Genomic DNA, 16,977 nt, shown 5'->3' with positions numbered 1-16,977 from the left:
CTTATTCCCCCACCATCTCAGTATTTGCCGCACCCGGCGGCACCATCGGATACACTTTTTGTTCAGGGTCGATACGGACGTGGATCAGCGCCGGGCCCGGACGAGAGATCGCCGCCTGCAGCGCTGCGTGGGCGTCCTCTTCTGCGTTCAGATCGCAGGTATGCAGGCCAAAACCGGCGGCAATTTGCATAAAGTTAATCATCCCCGGATAGGTCGCCGCAAACACCCCCTGCTTGTAGAACAGGCTCTGCTGTTGGTGTACCAGCCCCAGCGCCTCGTTGTTCATCAGGATGATTTTAACGTCTAACTGATTTTCGGCCGCGGTGGCCATCTCCTGAATGTTCATCATCAGGCTGCCGTCACCGGAGAAGCAGATCACCTTGCGGTCCGGGTTCGCCAGCGCCGCACCAACTGCCGCAGGCAGACCAAAGCCCATGGTTCCCAGGCCACCGGAGGTCAGCCACTGACGCGGACGGTTCAGCGGATAGGCCTGGGCGGTCCACATCTGGTGCTGCCCAACGTCGGTGGTAATAATCGCGCTGTCGTCCACGCAGGCGGCCACGGCGTTAATCAGCCCGTAGTGGCTCAGCGGGTCGCCTTCGGTTGGGATCGCGCCCGGGAACTCGCGTTGCAGATCCGCCACCATCTGACGCCAGTCGGCGCGGTCAGTTGCGTCCGTTTGCGGGATCAGCTGTGCCAGCACGTCGGCCACGTCCCCCTGAATCGCCACGTGCGGTTGTTTGATTTTACCCAGCTCAGCGCGGTCGATATCCACGTGAATGATTTTTGCGTTCGGGCAGAACTGCTCGGTTTTACCAATCGCCCGGTCATCAAAACGCGCGCCCATCACAATCAGCAAATCCGCCTCTTGCAGGATGTAGTTAGTACTGCGCGCGCCGTGCATGCCCAGCATTCCTAATGACAGCGGATGCGCTTTAGGCAGCATACCGAGCGCCATCAGGGTCATGGTGGTAGGCAGGTTGGCTTTTTCAGCGAACTGACGGATTTCATCTGCGGCATTGATTGCCCCGCCGCCCAGATAGAGCACCGGACGCTTAGCGGCGTTGATCATGGCCGCGGCATCGCGCACGCTCTCAGCGCTGAATTCTGGCGCGGGTGCCCGCTCGCCCGGCTCCGGCAGGACGTCGATCTCAATTTCTGCGGTCTGGACATCCTTAGGAATGTCTATCCACACCGGGCCTGGACGACCGGATTGCGCAATGCGGAACGCATCGCTGATAACCTGAGGAAGCTCGGCAATATCGCGAACTAAATAGTTATGTTTGGTGATGGGGATAGAGATACCGTAGGTATCCACTTCCTGAAACGCATCGGTACCGATCATTGAGGACGGCACCTGGCCGGTAATGCAAATCAGCGGAATGGAGTCGAGACGCGCGTCGGCGATGGCGGTTACCAGGTTGGTCGCCCCCGGACCGCTACAGGCCATACAGACTGCCGGTTTACCCTGCGTACGCGCCATGCCCTGAGCGATAAAACCCGCTCCCTGCTCATGACGCGCCAGCACGTGGCGGATCTTCGTGCTTTGGCTTAACGCGTCATACAGCGGCAGCACCGTACCGCCCGGAATACCCGCAACCGTGGTAATGCCCTGTCGTTCCAGTAAATGAACAATCAACTGCGCGCCCGTAAAACGCGTCTTGGTGGATGTTGTGCCCGAACTTGCCATGCTCCAGTCCTTTTATGGGCCGACTTTCCGGGGAGGGGTCCTAAACGAAAAACCCCGCCCGGTTTGCGCCGGCGGGGTTTTGGATTCGTGTGTTGATCCAGTCCCTACGGCGCATTGCCGACGACCACCACCACACGCACGACGACCACTGCGGCTGGTTGCGCAGTTTTTAGTAGGGTCGCGGTGTTCATGGATGCAGTCATGGGGGACCTGTGTTTGGAATCATTGATTGAATTTATACAAACACAGGTTTTCGGGCGTGACAATGGAAATATTTTCATCTGCGCAAAAATGCGTCAGGGATCACATTTCGTTTGTTGGGTGATGAAAGCAAAAAAGCCGTTTTGCCTTATTCAATAAATAGTGCTGGTGAAACACCAAATCTGGACGCCAGCTTTTTAATATGGTTCAGAGTAAGCTGTCGCTGACCATTCAGAACCCTTGAAACCATTGATTTACTACCAATTTCATCCTGAAAATCAGATGTTGTCAGTTTATACTGATCCATCAAGGTTCTTAAAACCGCGATACCGACAGGCACGAGTTCCATCTCCTTGCGTAACGCGACGATCTTTGGCCGATTGGCTTCGTAACGGCTGATTCTGGCGCACACGATATCCAGCAATGGGCTATTAGGTTCGTTAATAAGCAGATACTCAACCAACTCCAGTGCATCGTTATAATCTTTCTCGCTCGGCTGCTCTCCCAATAGAGGAACGGCCTCAACAAGGGCATGCGTAGCTTTCATTGCATCAGCGACGATCATCATTTCTTCCCCTTAGTGCGATGTTTTTCCGTAAAACGGTCATATTCCTTATGAGTAAAAACATGGCGCACATAAAACTTTTGGCTTTCAAAGAATATGAGAGCCACTACCCTAAGATTGTTGTTCGCAATATCAATAACATAATGCTTATCCAGATACTTGAAGTTATCCAGCGTCGGAAATAGTTTTTTTAACGCAGCAGGTGTTGGGCAATGACTCTTTTCAAGAGTGCGTCCCAAAACGAGGAGTTCTTCCCTGTGCTGCGGAAACTGGATAACCGCATCCAAAATTGCCTTCATCGAGATTAAATGCATACTGCATGCCTGCCGCGTCCGTTGCCATTATGGCAACAATAGCAGTCGTTGCCAATAAGTCAACAAACATCCCGTTCGGTACAGAAAGCAGAAAACAAAAAACCCCGCCGGAGCGAGGTTTTTTCAGGGTTTTGCGGTTGGTTGCCGCAGAACACACTGTGTTACGTCAACGCACGAAGTATATGCGATCGAAGACGAACGCGCAATTCCGGCACGGATTTTGACGTTTTTGAGTATGGAATGGGTTTCGAATTTTGTCCACAAAATACTGTTCATGCATACAGTATTTATCTATACTGAGGATGTTCGCAGTGAGCGAGGGGGCCGCAGTTCTACCGGCGCAACGAAGTCCTGGCTGAAACGGGTGGTGCCGTCAGTGCCTTAACCCTCTGAAGTGAGCACACTGTGTTACGTCAATCGAGGTGCTGGCAACAGGCGGCGGAAAGGTACGCCAGCATCGTGCTCCTTTTTACCAAAAGGAGACGCGTATGAGCGTAGTGGATATGGTGATACTTATCCTCAAACTCATTGTTGCTGTTCTGCAACTGCTTGATGCTGTCCTGAAATACCTTCGGTGATTCAGGTTCAAGTCGCACCTGAGAGGGGCGGGCAACCGCCCCTCTTTAATAACGAGGGAATGCTATGTCGCGTCTGTTAATTGAACCCATCACGCCGGAAGAACCCGGGTATATCGCGCTGAAAGCCGAAAGCATCGCGGCGAATTTCAATATGCTGCGCAGGCTGGAAGAGAACTGGCAGCGTGGTGAAAACCGCTTTAACGCGCCGGGTGAAAAGCTGCTGGGTGCCTTTTTAAACGGCAAGCTGGTGGGCGTCTGCGGCCTTAACCGCGATCCGTTCAGCCAGCAGCCGCGTGCCGGACGTATTCGCCATCTTTATGTCAGCGAGAAGTGCCGCGGTCTGGGCATTGGTAAACAGCTGTTAACGGTGGTGATGGCCGATGCCAGCATCTGGTTTGATTTCCTCAATACCCATGCACCCGATACGGCCTGCGGCTTCTACCGTCGCGCAGGCTTCAGGCTGGTGTCAGACGAGCCACGGGTTACCCATCGTCTCTTTTGCGCGGTGTAGCTGGCTGGCGACATCAGGTCGTGAATGTTACAGTTGAGTGACAATTCACCGCCAAAGACGCCATGACCCTCTCCGTTTTCTGTATTTTGCTGTTCGCCGCACTGCTGCACGCCAGCTGGAACGCCATTGTCAAAGCCGGAACGGATAAGCTTTACTCGGCGATCAGCGTTAGCGGCTCCGCCACGCTCATTGCACTGGTTTTATTGCCATTTTCTCCTCAACCCTCCGTAGCCAGCTGGCCATTTTTAGTGGTCTCTTGCGCGCTGCAGGTGGTGTACACGGTACTGGTGGCGAAGACGTATCAGGTCTCAGACATGAGCCAGACCTATCCGCTGATGCGCGGAACAGCCCCACTGCTGGTGGCGCTGATCAGCGTGCTGGTGCTCGGGGATAGCCTCTCCTGGCTCGCCTGGGCGGGCATCGGGGTGATCTGTCTGTCGATCCTCGCGATGGCGATAAATGGCCGATTGCAGTCCCGCAAAGGGATCTGGCTGGCACTGCTGAACGCCTGCTTTATCGCCGGCTATACGCTGGTGGACGGAACGGGCGTACGTTTATCGGATACCGCGCTGGGCTATACGCTGTGGACCTTCTTTATGAACGGCTTCTGCCTGCTGTGCTGGGCAATGGTGGCGCGACGCCGCGAAGCTTCCAGCTACCTGCGTTTGCACTGGAAAAAGGGGTTGCTCGGCGGGGTTGGAACCATGGGCTCGTATGGCCTGGCCTTATGGGCGATGACACAGGCTCCGCTGGCGGTTGTCGCTGCGCTGCGTGAAACCTCCATACTCTTCGGTGCGCTGATCGCATTTGTGCTTTTAAAAGAAAAGGTTGCCGGTCTGCGTATCGCTGCCGCGTTGGGTATTGCAGCCGGTGCGATCCTGCTGCGTCTGGCGTAATTCACTGGCAACATTAGTTGCCGTTCTTGTTTACAAAACCTGCCTTAATCCTCTTCTTCATTCATCATGACAATGCTTAATTTGTCATCTCATTGTGGTAGATTCCTCGCGCATTTATGGGAATGCGTAGTCACTTATTCTTCATTTTTCTCTTTTGGCAAAAGTATTCAGCGACATGAAAAAACAAAGGAACGTTAACTTATTGTTGATGCTGGTGTTACTGGTGGCCGTCGGTCAGATGGCGCAAACCATCTACATTCCGGCGATTGCCGACATGGCAAAGGAACTCAACGTCCGCGAGGGCGCGGTACAAAGCGTGATGGCCGCCTACCTGCTGACCTATGGCGTTTCGCAGCTGTTCTACGGGCCATTATCCGACCGCATTGGCCGCCGTCCGGTCATTCTGACCGGCATGTGCATTTTCATGGTCGCGACGGTGATTGCTATTACCACCCATAGCCTGACCGTACTAATTGCCGCCAGCGCGCTGCAGGGGGTAGGCACGGGCGTCGGTGGGGTGATGGCGCGTACCTTACCGCGCGATATGTATCAGGGCACGCAACTCCGCCATGCCAACAGCCTGTTGAATATGGGTATTCTGGTCAGCCCGCTGCTGGCACCACTGATTGGCGGCCTGCTGGACACAATGTGGTCCTGGCGCGCCTGCTATGCCTTCCTGCTGGTGCTGTGCGTGATTGTCACCTTCAGTATGGCGCGCTGGATGCCGGAAACCCGTCCCCAGGACGCACCGCGCACGAAGCTTCTCGCCAGCTACAAAACGCTGTTCGGCAACGGGGCTTTTACCTGTTACCTGCTGATGCTGATCGGCGGTCTGGCGGGCATTGCGGTGTTCGAAGCTTGCTCCGGCGTGCTGCTGGGAGCAGGGCTTGGCCTGAGCAGCATGGTGGTGAGTATTCTGTTTATCCTGCCGATCCCGGCGGCGTTCTTTGGAGCCTGGTTCGCCGGACGTCAGAACAAACGCTTCTCAACGCTGATGTGGCAGTCTGTAATCAGCTGCCTGCTGGCTGGCCTGATGATGTGGATCCCGGGTCTGTTTGGCGTAATGACCGTCTGGACGCTGCTGATCCCGGCGGCGCTGTTCTTCTTCGGCGCGGGGATGCTGTTCCCGCTTGCCACCAGCGGCGCCATGGAGCCGTTCCCGTTCCTCGCGGGTACGGCGGGTGCGCTGGTGGGCGGTTTGCAAAACATCGGTTCCGGCGCGCTGGCCTGGCTCTCCGCCATGATGCCGCAAACCGGGCAGGCTAGTTTGGGTTTACTGATGACGCTGATGGGGCTGCTGATTTTGCTGTGCTGGCTGCCGCTGGCGTCGCGTGTTCCCCACCACGAGCAGCCTGTTTAACCGCATGATGGCCCGGCTTCTCGCCGGGCTTTTCACACGCCGGGGCAATCATCGCCTCCAGCAGCGGCTCTGGCGCTGGCCGCCAGGCCCCCTCCTCTCCGTCATAAAACTGGAAATCGGCGTTAATCGCGTAGGGTATTTTCGCCTTTTGCAGCTCGCAGGCCATAAACGTGGCAAAGGCCATTTGCGACGCGGTGGGTGTAAAGCGGTTTGACTCCCCCACGCCCCAGCCCCCGACCCAGCTGACGTGTCCGGTTTTTTGTTGCCAGCGCAGCGCCGTCGCGATGCGATTGTGAATCACCGCTTTCTCCGCCGCCGTACCGGAGGTCCACGGGTATTTGCCGTTATTTTTCAGCGGCCCCCACGGAAAGATATGCCACTCCGCCAGCAGGAAGTTTTGGCTGTGCGCAGGCAGCTTGAGGCTGGGGAGATCTTCGGGGGCCGCACGCAGGCGGGGAGCGATGAAGATCATCCGGTCCGCATCAATGCTGTGGATGACCTTAATGGTTTTCTCATACACCCGGTTGAGCGAGGCTGCGTTGTGGTTGAGCTTGTCCGCAGGCTCATAAATCAGGTCAAAGCCCAGCAGCGGCGAACGTTTGCCGAAATAGTGCGCCACGGCAATCCACCAGTCGGTAACCTCTTTTTCGTTATCGGCTTTCGGATCGTTTTTATAGCTGTCCGCCTGATACGCGATAATCGGGATCACGCCGTACTGCTCGCAGGCTTCCACCAGCTTACGCAGGTGGATCAGCCGTGCTTCGGTCGGCTCATCGGCCACGCGAATACGCACATGGCTGATGCCTTTCGCGCGAAAGTCGCGTACCACCAGCGGGTCGAATTCCCGTATCCCGCGCTCGGTGCGCGCCCAGTCCACGTCCATACCCACACCCAGCTTTTGTGCATAAAGCGCAGCCGTCAGCGGCGGCTCGGCGGCTATCGCCCAGCCGGAAGAGAGAAGTAACGCGGTCGCAATAAGAGGCTTTAACACGGCTTACCCTGGATAAATCAAAAGCATTACCTGTATTTAGCACGCTTTTTTGTATTTGGTGTAGCGTCAAAGCGTAATAATTCTTCAGCCTGCCAGTTCTCTTAGCCAGCCAATAAAGGCGTCAATTTTCGGCCACTGACGGCCGGGAAGCGTTGAGATGTAATAGTGCTGATGGCATTTGAGGGTCTTGTTGCCAAACGGGGCGATAAGCTCGCCCCGCTCAAGGCGCTTTTGCACCAGCCGCTTTCTCCCCATCGCCACGCCCACATGATTCATGGCTGCCACTATCGCTAAATCGGAACGATCGAAGCCAATACCCGATGATGACGGCATATTCATCGCAAAATGCTGCGCCCAGCTGAGCCACTCATCCGTACCGGAATCATTACTCCAGGCCTGACGGTCGTGCAGTAACGTGCAGTGGCTGAGGTTATCGGGGTTTTTCAACAGCGCATGCTCGCGGGCATATGCGGGCGAGCAGACGGGCAAAATCTCCTCGTCCATCAAGAAATGATGAGAAAGGTAGTTTGGCGGCGTATCGTCGAAATAGATGGCCAGATCGATGCCGGTTCGCTGCATATTGACGTACTCATTGCCGGTGAGAATGGTGAGAGATATCGACGGATAACGGCGGGTAAAATCCCCCAGCATGGGGACGAGCCAGCACTGGGCGATTGACGGCCGGGAATACACCGTCAGCGTACCGGACAGCGCCTGGTTTTTAATATCCAGGATCTCCTGATTCAGGGTGTCGAGGGATGATTTTAGGGTCCAGTAAACGCGCTTTCCTTCCAGCGTTAGCTCAACTTTACGGTGCGAGCGGACAAACAGCTGAATGCCCAGCTCCTCTTCCAGCAGGTTAATGCGGTGGCTCACCGCGCTGGGGCTGAGCGACAGTTCCGCCGCCGCCAGCGCAAAGGATTCATGCCGGGCAGCCACTTCAAAAGTGTACATTTTTGACAGTTGCCAGCCATTTAGCAGCCGGTTTCTGACTTCATTCGCATCGGTCATCACAATTCTCACACGGTATTTCTGCGCCCAGCATACCGCCCAGGCATGAATTTATGTGAACCAACAGCGAAATAAGTGCGCTTTTTTGAGTTCAGTCACTCAGTTGATCCAATCTGGCTCACCTGAACGGCAATTTTTATCGTTTGTCAGCTCACGCCGTTTTTTCGTCCAATACCCACAGATGACATAAGGGTGAGGTGAGATATGGGATCGCCGGTCTGGGTTGTGGTAACGCTGCTTGTCAGCATTGTGTTGATTGTTTTAACCATCGTAAAACTGAAGTTTCACCCGTTCCTCGCGCTGCTGCTGGCGAGCTTTTTCGTCGGCGCGATGATGGGGGCGACCGCAATAGTGGCGCCGATGCTGCCGCTCTATCCGAACGTAAGCCCGGAGATCATCACCATTGCCATCGGTTCCGGCGCTATTGGCTGCACGATCGTGACCGATTCGCTCTTCTGGCTGGTCAAGCAATACTGCGGCGCGACCCTGAATGAGACCTTCAAATACTATACGACGGCGACGTTTATCGCCTCGGTGCTTGCACTTGGCGGCACATTCCTGCTTTCTTTCATTATCTGAGCGCGACGAGACATATTATGGAAAACGCAACTATCACTGCTTTAACCGCACAGTTTCCTCTGGTTGAGGATCTGATGGCTCTGAAAGAGACCACGTGGCTTAACCCGCGAACCACTTCGCTTGCAGAAGGGCTCCCCTATGTCGGGCTGACCAAAGCCGACGTGGACGACGCGCATGCGCGTCTCAACCGCTTCGCGCCGTATCTGGCGAAAGCCTTCCCGGAAACCGCGGCAACGGGCGGGATTATCGAATCTGAGCTGGTTGCTATTCCGGCCATGAAAAAACGGCTGGAGAGAGAATCTGGCAAGGCTCTTCCCGGAACGCTGCTGCTGAAAAAAGACAGTCATCTGCCCATCTCCGGCTCGATTAAAGCGCGCGGCGGCATCTACGAGGTGCTGACCCACGCGGAAAAACTGGCGCTGGAAGCGGGATTGCTGAGCACTGAAGATGACTACAGCATCCTGCTGGAACCGCGCTTTAAAGACTTCTTTAGCCAGTACAGCATTGCGGTGGGTTCAACCGGCAACCTGGGAATGTCCATCGGCATCATGAGCGCACGCATCGGCTTTAAGGTGACGGTACATATGTCCGCCGACGCCCGCGAGTGGAAGAAAGCCAAACTGCGCAGCCATGGCGTTACCGTCGTGGAATATGAGCAGGATTATGGCGTGGCGGTGGAACAAGGGCGAAAAGCGGCGGAAAACGACCCGAACTGCTTCTTTATCGACGATGAAAACTCCCGCACCCTGTTCCTGGGCTATGCCGTTGCCGGCGAGCGCCTGAAGGCGCAGTTTGCCGAACAGGGCCGTGTGGTGGATGCAGAGCACCCGCTGTATGTCTATCTGCCGTGCGGCGTTGGCGGGGGTCCTGGCGGTGTGGCGTTTGGTCTGAAGCTGGCGTTTGGCGACAACGTTCACTGCTTCTTTGCCGAGCCCACGCACTCCCCGTGCATGCTGCTGGGGGTTTATACCGGCCTGCACGATGAGATTGCCGTGCAGGATCTGGGTATCAACAACGTGACGGCAGCGGACGGGCTGGCGGTCGGACGCGCGTCGGGCTTCGTCGGCCGCGCGATGGAACGTCTGCTCGACGGGTTCTATACCCTTTCCGATCAAAGCATGTACGACATGCTCGGCTGGCTGGCGCAGGAGGAAGGGATTCGTCTGGAGCCATCGGCGCTGGCGGGCATGGCCGGGCCGCTGCGTGTTCAGGCTGATGCCAACGTCACCCATCTGGTGTGGGCGACCGGCGGCGGCATGGTGCCGGAAGACGAGATGGCGAAGTATCTGGCGAAAGGGAAGTAATTATGCCGGGTGGCGGCTGCGCCTTACCCGGCCTACAGGTGCACAATTTGTTGAATGTGAGTTACCGCAAACAGCAGTGATAGCGACAGCACGGCCAGGGCGATGAGGAACTTATCCCGCACCGCCTTCGGCTGCACAAAATCGTCCTGCGCCACGTCCATCACGTTACGGCTGCGGGTATAACGCCATAAAATGATGGCCACCAGCGCCAGCACAACCAGTGAGATCCAGAAGGGTAGCCCCGTGCGGTGCCAGTTGTGCTTAATCGCCAGGGCAATCAGCGCGCCATACCCCAGCAGCGTGCGCAGCCACGCCAGCGACGTCCGCTCCGGCTGCAGGCCGGGGTCCGCTTCGCGCCGCGCTTTGCGACTATCCGCCATACACCACCAGCACCATCACCACGCCCGCCACTGTCAGCAAAATCGCACTGATGATCAGTAACCCACGCGTATAGGGCAGATCCTGCTTCAGGCGCATCGCCTTTTCGTTACGCAGCCAGCGCAGATAGCCGTAACTCGCCAGTACGCCCGCAAACAGGCACAGCAACAGCGCCAGCACTTCACGAATCAACGGCGTGGCGAAATCGGGCGCGAGCTGATCAAGACCGACGCCGGCGGCCAGAAAGCCCAGCGCGGTACGGATCCACGCCAGATATGTACGTTCATTGGCCAGCGAGAAGCGGTAGTCCGGGGCTTCACCGAGGCGGGAAATTTTCATGAAGGCTCCTTGTCATGCTGCAGGCAGGCTTCAGCATAGCGTAAATCGGCCAGGACAAGGAGACCGGCATCAGGCGATGCCGGTCAGGAGAGTTAATGCAGCTCTGGCCAGTAATCCTTATTGGCCTCGATCAGGTCATCCAGAATCGCTTTCGCGACCGACGCGCTCGGTACGGTTTTTGACAAGGTGATTGCCTGCCAGAGTTTCTGGTACGAGCGTTGCTCCCAGGCATCCACCACCAGTTTTTCCACCGCCACCTGCTGGCTCATCAGCCCTTTCTGGAAGTGCGGGATATCACCCACGGTGAGCGGCTCTGGCCCGTTATGGCCCACCAGACACGGAATTTCCACCATCGCGTCGGCATCAAAATTATGAATGGCCCCGTTGTTTGGCACAATCAGCAGCATCCGCTCCTGGGTATTAAAGGCAATCGCCGTCGCCAGATCGACGATGTAGGAGGCATGTTCGTCGATCTCCAGCTCCCCGGCAGAGGATTTTCCGGCTTCTATAATCGCCCGGCACGAACTGAATACATGCTTCTCACGGTGATCCATAACTTCATTGGCGCGGGTCCGCTCCGGGTTGGCGTGCGCGACCACGTAGTCCGGGAAGAGGTAATACTTCAGATAGGTGTTTGGCATGGTATCTGGATCGAGCGCCTGCACGTCTTTGGCTTTGGCGAAGGTATCGTTCCAGCTCGCTTCGGTATGCGCATCTTCCGAAGGCGGAACATAGCCGTGTTTCGCCACGTATTCGCGCAGTTTCGGCATCAGATCGTTACCGTTCAGATCTTCAATCGATGTCCACCAGCCGAAGTGGTTCAGGCCGTAGTAACGCACGCGCATCTGTTTGCGGTCTTTCAGGCCGACAATCTGCGCCATGCGCCCTTCAATACCGATTGGCATATCGCAGATGTTGAGAATTTTGGCATGCGGACGCAGGCGGCGCGTCGCTTCCGCCACAATCGCCGCCGGGTTGGAGTAGTTCAGCATCCACGCGTTCGGGGAGTACTGCTCCATATAATCCACCAGTTCCAGTACGCCGCCGATGGAGCGCATGCCGTAAGAGATCCCACCCGGGCCGCAGGTTTCCTGACCCAGCACACCGTGACGCAGCGGAATTTTCTCGTCTTTTTCGCGCATCGGGTATTTGCCCACGCGGATGTGCGCCATCACGAAATCCACATCGGTAAACGCCGCTTTTGGATCGGTGGTGTAACTAAACTCAATCTCCGGTGCCTGTTCCTTAAGGATAATTTTGCACGCCTCGGCGATGGTTTCCTGACGTGCGCCATCGTTGTCATAAAACTTCAGGGCACGCAGCGGGAAACGGTCACGGTTGGCTAACAGCATCAGGACGATACCAGGCGTAAAGGTGCTGCCGCCGCCTGCAATGACAACTGAGAATTTTTTCATGATATAGCCTCTGTCAGGGTGGTTTGTTCATTCGTTAAAGGGGTTTTCATCAGCGATTCCAGCTGGTCGCGCACCTGCGGAACGTGCAGGCCAACGATCACCTGTATGCCGTTGCCGCGTCGCACTACGCCGTGTGCGCCGAGGGCTTTGAACACCTCATCGCTTTGGGTTTGCGCCATGTCGACCAGCGCGATACGCAAGCGGGTGGCGCAGTTGTTGATGCTTTCGATGTTGGCCGCGCCGCCCAGCGCCTGCAGGAATCCGGCGGCTTGGCCGACCTGCTGGCTGGCGGCAGCCGGGGCGGTGGTTTGTCCGCGCGCCGCCTTATAGTCCGCCTTGCTGTAGAGTTTGATTTCACTCTCTTCACGACCCGGGGTTTTGAGGTTCAGACGCTCAATCAGCGTTTTGAAGACCACGAAGTAAAGGCCGGTAAAGCAGACGCCGATGCCGATCTGGGTGAATACCGTTGAAGCGTGGTTATGGAACATGGGGATCCAGTTTTGCGGCAGGAACTGGTCCAGCAGGCCACCGCCCATGTTGCCCACCACGCCAAAGGTGTACATCACCGTCGCCATGGTGGCCGCCAGCACGGCGTGAATGGCAAACAGCAGCGGCGAGATAAACAGGAAAGTAAACTCCAGCGGTTCGGTAATCCCCACCAGCACGGCGGTAAGCGTGGCCGGGATCAGCAGGCCCGCGACCTTGACGCGGTTTTCTGGTGAGGCGGTGTACCAGATCGCCAGCGCAATCCCGACCGATCCAAACACCTTAGCGTTACCGTGCAGCGCGAAACCACCTTCCGGGAACAGGGTTTTCAGCGGCAGCGTGCTCTGGCTGAACGCCTGAAGATGCTGCGCCCAGTAGACCTGAATTCCGCCCTCAACGGCGGCCGGGCCAAAGATAAACGGACCGTAGACGAAGTGGTGCAGCCCGGTTGGGATCAGAATGCGTTCCAGGAAGGTATACACCCAGACGCCGAGCGCACCGGCGGAGCGTAAGAACGCCTGCAGGGACTCAATGCCCATCTGCACTTTCGGCCATCCCAGCAGCGTCAGCCAGGCGCAGGGGATCATGACGAAAAACGCGATAATCACCACAAACGAGGTGCCCTGGAAAATGCCCAGGAAAACCGGCAGTGGTTTCTCGAAAAAGCGGTTATGGATCGCAGTGACAATACCGGAAATCGCAATCGCCCCAATAATGCTGGTATCAAGGGTTTTGATCCCGGCAATCATCGCCAGCCCGCTTCCCGCCGTCGGTTCGGCGGAAAAGTCGACGCCAAAGAAGTGGCCCCAGGTCATCCCCATCGCGTTGATGAAGTAGTTCCAGGTCAGGAAGCTTATCAGCACCGCCAGACAGGCGCGGCCCTGCGCCTGTTTCGCCAGACCAATCGGTAAGCCAACGGCAAAAATTAGCGGCATATTGCGGAACACCGCCCAGCCGCCCTCTTCAATGATGTGCACGATCTGCGCGAACAGATTATCAGGAGCCGTTAAGGCTTCGCCCACGAAAAGCGGATTACGAAGCATGATGGCGATTCCCACCACGATCCCGGCAAAGGGAAACAGCAACACCGGGGTAAACATGGCACCACCAAAACGTTGTATTTGACTGAGCATCTTTAAATCCTCACGTAACAACCTGTAGGGGAGAGAGGCCTTTATGGTTTTGTGCTGGCCTGAGGTGAGCATAAGAAGTTACTGATGCGCGAACATGGCGTGCCGCTGCGATTCGTGATCGCATTCATGGTTTTATTTTGACCAATCAGGTCTACTTTTCGCTGTAAATATGGACATGTCAGGATGCAATCCACGCCCTGATACGGGCAGAGAGGTCTACTGGTGATCTACAAATCCATTGCCGACCGATTACGGCTACGGCTGAATTCATCGGACTACAACATCGGCAGCCCCATTCCGGGTGAGAAAGCGCTGGCGCAGGAGTTTGGCGTGGCGCGCATGACCATTCGCAAGGCGCTGGATCTGCTGGTGAGCTGGGGGCTGGTTGAGCGGCGGCACGGCAGCGGGACGTTTGTAGCACGCAAAGATGTGCACCATGAAACCACCAACCTCACCGGGCTGGTGGAGGTACTGCGTCAGCAGGGCAAAGAGGTACAGAGCAAGGTGTTGCAGTTTGAAGTGATGCCCGCCCCGCCCGCCATCGCCAGCCAGCTGCGGATCCAGGTGGATGAGCGGATCTACTTTTCCCGCCGGGTGCGCTACGTGGACGGAAAACCGCTGATGCTGGAGGACAGCTTTATGCCCGTGAAGCTGTTTCGCAACCTCTCGCTGGCGCATCTGGAAGGGTCAAAGTTTGATTACATCGAGAAGGAGTGCGGAATTACAATCAGCGGCAATTACGAGAGCCTGACGCCGGTACTGGCCGATAAACAACTCGCTGGTTACATGAACCTGCCGGAGCAAACGCCGCTGCTGCGCATTACCTCTCTCTCCTACAGCGACAGCGGCGAGTTCCTTAACTATTCCGTGATGTTCCGAAATACCAGTGATTACCAGGTGGACTACCATCTGCGGCGCATCCACCCGGACGACCTGCTAACTCATCCCCCAGAACAGCACCGCCAGTAGCTGCGGGGTGATGATGCGCAGGAACATGACCAGCGGATAGACCGTAGCGTACGACAGCGCCGCCGCGCCGCTGGTGGCGTGCAGGCTATTGGCAAAGGCCAGCGCCGGTGGATCCGTCATCGACCCCGCCAGCATGCCGCACAGCGTCAGATAGTTCATTTTAGCGAACATTCGCGCCAGTATGCCGACCGTCAGCAGCGGGATCGCGGTGATGAAGATGCCATAGCCGACCCAACTCATCCCTTCCCCCCTGACCAGGGTATCGACAAAATCGCCACCGGATTTTAGCCCGACGACCGCCAGAAACAGCACAATGCCCAGCTCGCGCAGCGCCAGGTTGGCGCTCGGCGGCATAAACCAGTAGAGCTTACCGACACAGCCGATTCGCCCGAGGATCAGCGCCATAATCAGCGGCCCGCCCGCCAGACCCAGCTTGAGGGCCACCGGGAACCCCGGTATATACAGCGGAATGGAGCCAAGCAGCACGCCCAGCCCGATACCGATAAACACCGGCAGCATTTGGACCTGCTGCAGTTTTTGCTGAGCGTTACCGACCATATCCGCCACGGCGTCAATGGACGACGGACGCCCGACCAGGTTAAGAATATCGCCGAACTGCAGGCTGGCTTCCGGGCTGGCGACCAGTTCAACACCGGCGCGATTGAGACGAGAGATAACCACGTCGTAACGTTCTTTTACCTGCAAATCGCGTATTTTCTTGCCCAGAACGTGCTCGTTAGTCACCACCACACGCTCCACGCGCATGTCGGTGCCGCGGGTAGAGAGCGAGGTATCCACTTCCTGACCAATCACCAGCCGCGCGTTGTTTAAATCCCCGGGCTGCCCGACAAGGTGCAGCAGATCGCCTTGCCGGATAATGGTGCCAGGCGCGGGCACCATCAGCATTTCGTCACGTTTCAGGCGCGAGCAGATAATATTGGCGCTGTTCAGGATCGGCACGTCCTGAATCGCCATGTTGTTCAGATTGGGGTTATCGACGCGGATGTTGATGGTTTTGATCGGCATATGGCCGTTGGTAAGCGTGGTTTCGTGGTCCTTCGCCTCTTTGTCGACGTTAATGCGAAAGAGCACCCGAACCAGCCACATGGAGAGCAGAATGCCGCAAATCCCGAACGGATAAGCCATCGCATAGCTCATCCCCATCTGGTCGACAATGCCGGGTTCGATACCTAAATCGCGCAGGATTTGCTGGCCCGCACCCAGCGCGGGCGTGTTAGTCACGGCCCCGGAGAAAATGCCCAGCACCACGGGCAGCGGAATTGCGAAGAGTTTATGCAGGATAGCGGTGACCAGCCCGCCCATTACGACGATGCCGAGGGCAAACAGATTGAGGCGTAATCCGGAAACCCGCAATGAGGCGAAAAAGCCCGGCCCGACCTGAATGCCTATGGTATAGACGAAGAGGATCAGGCCGAACTCCTGCGTAAAGTGGAGCATATCGGCGCTGAGAACCAGCCCGAGTTTGTCAGCAAAGTGTCCGACAAAAATGCCGCCAAACAGCACCCCACCGATCCCAAACCCGACGCCACGGATTTTGATGTTGCCAATCCATAGTCCAACAACAGCGACCAGGGCCAACACGCTGACGGTTAACGCGATATCACTCATGATCCACTTCCTTGCATAACCTTAGTTATGTTAAGGATTCTCTCAGAGGTAAAGGGCGTTGTATGGGTGATGGCGCACAAAAAAGCCCTGCCGGGGCAGGGCTTTAACTTTTCACCCTCTCCCTGTGGGAGAGGGCCGGGGTGAGGGCACCAGCCCGCACAGCATTAGCTATTCAGCGCCGGCCGCTCGCTAATGGCGATACGCTGTGGCGCGATGGCTTCCGGCACGTTACGGACCAGGTCAATATGCAGCAACCCGTTGGTAAAGGTCGCGCCGGAGACTTCCATATGATCTGCCAGGGTAAAGCTCAGGCTAAACGGCTGAGTCACCAACCCCTGATGCAGCCATTTGGTCTCGGTTTCTTGTTTTTCCGGCGACCCTTTCACGGTCAGACGCGTGCCTTCGAGCTGGATATCCAGATCGTCCTGGCGGAACCCGGCCAGCGCCAGCGTGATGCGATAGTGGTTATCGTCGCTTTTTTCGATGTTGTACGGCGGAAACGTCTGGTGCTCAGTGGTGCTTTGCAGGGCGTTAGCCAGTTTGTCAAAACCAATCCACTGACGCAGCAGGGGGGATAAATCGTAGTTACGCATACTAAATCTCCTTCTGAGAAGCGAGTTCGGCACAG

At 56.6% G+C, this 16,977-nt stretch carries 18 protein-coding genes and 2 pseudogenes; 8 read left to right on the top strand and 12 right to left on the bottom strand.

The annotated features are described in order from the left end of the window. Position 1 precedes the first annotated feature (1 nt). From ilvB to APU11_RS00280, 4 genes are all read right to left on the bottom strand, one after another. A complete protein-coding gene (ilvB, locus tag APU11_RS00290) occupies positions 2-1,690 on the bottom strand; it encodes an acetolactate synthase large subunit (protein ID WP_048972063.1) in 1,689 nt (562 codons plus the stop codon). A 104-nt stretch (positions 1,691-1,794) separates the two neighbouring features. Continuing rightward, entirely contained in the window at positions 1,795-1,893 is a 99-nt protein-coding gene (gene ivbL, locus APU11_RS27580; protein ID WP_071830013.1) for an ilvB operon leader peptide IvbL, read from the bottom strand. A 146-nt stretch (positions 1,894-2,039) separates the two neighbouring features. Continuing rightward, positions 2,040-2,456, bottom strand: coding sequence for a helix-turn-helix domain-containing protein (locus tag APU11_RS00285; RefSeq protein WP_058650614.1), 417 nt, complete (start codon positions 2,454-2,456; stop codon positions 2,040-2,042). After that, entirely contained in the window at positions 2,456-2,770 is a 315-nt protein-coding gene (locus tag APU11_RS00280) for a type II toxin-antitoxin system HigB family toxin (RefSeq protein WP_020684666.1), read from the bottom strand. Before APU11_RS00280 ends, APU11_RS00285 begins: the two co-directional genes overlap by 1 nt. A 488-nt stretch (positions 2,771-3,258) precedes the next feature. Between APU11_RS00280 and tisB the strand changes: the two genes are divergently transcribed. From tisB to emrD, 4 genes are all read left to right on the top strand, one after another. Then, a complete protein-coding gene (gene tisB, locus APU11_RS26230) occupies positions 3,259-3,348 on the top strand; it encodes a type I toxin-antitoxin system toxin TisB (RefSeq protein WP_020684667.1) in 90 nt (29 codons plus the stop codon). A 64-nt stretch (positions 3,349-3,412) separates the two neighbouring features. Next, positions 3,413-3,859 (top strand): GNAT family N-acetyltransferase, encoded by a 447-nt coding sequence (locus tag APU11_RS00270; RefSeq protein WP_013094803.1) that lies wholly within the window; start codon positions 3,413-3,415, stop codon positions 3,857-3,859. 62 nt (positions 3,860-3,921) lie between these two features. Then, the gene (locus APU11_RS00265; protein WP_029881854.1) at positions 3,922-4,755 is read left to right on the top strand and encodes an EamA family transporter; all 834 of its coding nucleotides are present in this window, start codon (positions 3,922-3,924) and stop codon (positions 4,753-4,755) included. Positions 4,756-4,930: 175 nt separating this feature from the next. Next, positions 4,931-6,115: a multidrug efflux MFS transporter EmrD gene (emrD, locus tag APU11_RS00260; protein ID WP_023620624.1), complete on the top strand. Its 1,185-nt coding sequence runs from the start codon at positions 4,931-4,933 to the stop codon at positions 6,113-6,115. On the opposite strand, the gene APU11_RS00255 is transcribed toward emrD, so the two are convergent. Then, positions 6,018-7,106, bottom strand: a complete 1,089-nt coding sequence (locus APU11_RS00255) for a cellulase family glycosylhydrolase (RefSeq protein ID WP_058650558.1) — start codon at positions 7,104-7,106, stop codon at positions 6,018-6,020. The two genes, emrD and APU11_RS00255, sit on opposite strands and share 98 nt — an antisense overlap. Before the next feature lie 84 nt (positions 7,107-7,190). Next, positions 7,191-8,117: a DNA-binding transcriptional regulator DsdC gene (gene dsdC, locus APU11_RS00250; RefSeq protein ID WP_013094799.1), complete on the bottom strand. Its 927-nt coding sequence runs from the start codon at positions 8,115-8,117 to the stop codon at positions 7,191-7,193. A 204-nt stretch (positions 8,118-8,321) separates the two neighbouring features. Here dsdC and APU11_RS29105 point away from each other — a divergent pair. From APU11_RS29105 to dsdA, 3 genes and pseudogenes are all read left to right on the top strand, one after another. Beyond that, positions 8,322-8,444 (top strand): annotated as a pseudogene (locus APU11_RS29105) (hypothetical protein); the annotation flags it as partial. Next, a pseudogene (locus tag APU11_RS00245) lies at positions 8,445-8,696 on the top strand (D-serine transporter DsdX); the annotation flags it as partial. It lies immediately after the preceding pseudogene. Between the two features lie 17 nt (positions 8,697-8,713). Next, complete coding sequence (gene dsdA / locus APU11_RS00240) at positions 8,714-10,000, top strand: D-serine ammonia-lyase (protein WP_058650557.1); 1,287 nt, start codon at positions 8,714-8,716, stop codon at positions 9,998-10,000. A 32-nt stretch (positions 10,001-10,032) separates the two neighbouring features. Here the strand turns inward: dsdA and APU11_RS00235 are convergent, their stop codons facing one another. The 4 genes from APU11_RS00235 to APU11_RS00220 all read right to left on the bottom strand — a co-directional run bounded on the left by APU11_RS00235 (position 10,033) and on the right by APU11_RS00220 (position 13,751). Continuing rightward, positions 10,033-10,380, bottom strand: a complete 348-nt coding sequence (locus APU11_RS00235) for a DUF202 domain-containing protein (RefSeq protein ID WP_013094796.1) — start codon at positions 10,378-10,380, stop codon at positions 10,033-10,035. Next, entirely contained in the window at positions 10,370-10,717 is a 348-nt protein-coding gene (locus APU11_RS00230) for a DUF202 domain-containing protein (protein ID WP_058650556.1), read from the bottom strand. The genes APU11_RS00235 and APU11_RS00230 overlap by 11 nt, the downstream gene beginning before the upstream one ends. Positions 10,718-10,809: 92 nt before the next feature. Beyond that, a complete protein-coding gene (locus APU11_RS00225) occupies positions 10,810-12,132 on the bottom strand; it encodes a 6-phospho-alpha-glucosidase (RefSeq protein ID WP_013094794.1) in 1,323 nt (440 codons plus the stop codon). Further along, positions 12,129-13,751 carry an alpha-glucoside-specific PTS transporter subunit IIBC gene (locus APU11_RS00220; protein WP_013094793.1) on the bottom strand — a complete coding sequence of 541 codons (1,623 nt, stop codon included), beginning with the start codon at positions 13,749-13,751 and terminating at the stop codon, positions 12,129-12,131. Before APU11_RS00220 ends, APU11_RS00225 begins: the two co-directional genes overlap by 4 nt. A gap of 222 nt (positions 13,752-13,973) precedes the next feature. On the opposite strand from APU11_RS00220, the gene APU11_RS00215 reads away from it, so the two are divergent. Further along, positions 13,974-14,720, top strand: a complete 747-nt coding sequence (locus tag APU11_RS00215) for a GntR family transcriptional regulator (protein WP_013094792.1) — start codon at positions 13,974-13,976, stop codon at positions 14,718-14,720. Here the strand turns inward: APU11_RS00215 and APU11_RS00210 are convergent. Together APU11_RS00210 and ibpB are read right to left on the bottom strand one after the other, a co-directional pair. Then, positions 14,688-16,349: a putative transporter gene (locus tag APU11_RS00210; protein ID WP_013094791.1), complete on the bottom strand. Its 1,662-nt coding sequence runs from the start codon at positions 16,347-16,349 to the stop codon at positions 14,688-14,690. The genes APU11_RS00215 and APU11_RS00210 overlap by 33 nt on opposite strands. 164 nt (positions 16,350-16,513) lie before the next feature. After that, a complete protein-coding gene (ibpB, locus tag APU11_RS00205; RefSeq protein ID WP_013094790.1) occupies positions 16,514-16,942 on the bottom strand; it encodes a small heat shock chaperone IbpB in 429 nt (142 codons plus the stop codon). Positions 16,943-16,977 lie beyond the last annotated feature (35 nt).

It is taken from the genome of Enterobacter sp. 50793107 (genome assembly GCF_001463365.1).
GTDB lineage: Bacteria > Pseudomonadota > Gammaproteobacteria > Enterobacterales > Enterobacteriaceae > Enterobacter > Enterobacter cloacae.
This window is presented reverse-complemented; position numbering and strand designations above follow the sequence as displayed.